Origin of the sequence: Streptomyces sp. C (assembly GCF_000158895.1) — a bacterium.
In the GTDB taxonomy this organism is placed as follows: domain Bacteria; phylum Actinomycetota; class Actinomycetes; order Streptomycetales; family Streptomycetaceae; genus Streptomyces; species Streptomyces racemochromogenes.
This window is the reverse complement of record NZ_GG657750.1, coordinates 7,449,446-7,450,102: the sequence shown is the minus strand read 5'-3', so window position 1 is coordinate 7,450,102 and position 657 is coordinate 7,449,446. Positions and strand designations below refer to the sequence as shown.

Genomic DNA, 657 nt, shown 5'->3' with positions numbered 1-657 from the left:
GTTGGGGCTGGTCGAACATGTTGGCCTCGGGATGACCGTGGCGCCCGAGGGCGGCGCCGCTCCGGAACTCGGCCAGCAGCCGCAGGTCGCCGTCCAGGAGTCGCAGGCCGTGGGCGGGGCGGGAGATGGTGGCGAAGTCCTCGGCGACGCCGAGGCGGGCGAGCAGGCGGTATATCTCGTCGTCGAGGTGGACCGCCCGCGGCAGTGGGTAGACCGACTCCCAGCGGTCAAGCACGAGGGTTTCGATGCCGTACTGGCCCAGCAGTGTCGCCGCGGTCAGCCCGGTGGGGCCGGCGCCGATGACGACGACCGGGACGGTGTCGGCGGTCATGACGTCACCGGTCCGGACGTCGCCGGGGACCAGGTCCAGAGCAGGGCGTACTGGTCGAGGACCGCGCTGATGGCCTCGCGGTCACCGGTGCCGGGGGTGACGGACACGAGGACGGACCCGTCCTCGACCGCCACGTCGACCTCCACGTCGTGGCCGTGGCCGGCCAGGGTCTGCACGACCGCGAGCCGGGTGGCGTCGGCCCGCAGGGCGAGCTTGTAGGGCTTGCCGACGTCGGTCACCGGCAGCGCGGCGAGGACGGTGACGGACTTCGGTGCGGCCGCGCGTTCCGGGACGCGTTCGGCGGCCCACTGGCGGAGCTCGTCCTC

1 protein-coding gene and 1 pseudogene are annotated in these 657 nt (G+C 73.4%); both read right to left on the bottom strand.

Annotation, left to right across the window (positions count from 1 at the left end):
- On the bottom strand, positions 1–331 hold a 331-nt coding region (locus tag SSNG_RS45475; protein ID WP_007268342.1), incomplete at its 3' end, for an FAD-dependent monooxygenase.
- Positions 328–657: pseudogene (locus tag SSNG_RS45470) on the bottom strand (acyl-CoA synthetase); the annotation flags it as partial. The pseudogene SSNG_RS45470 and the gene SSNG_RS45475, both read right to left, overlap by 4 nt.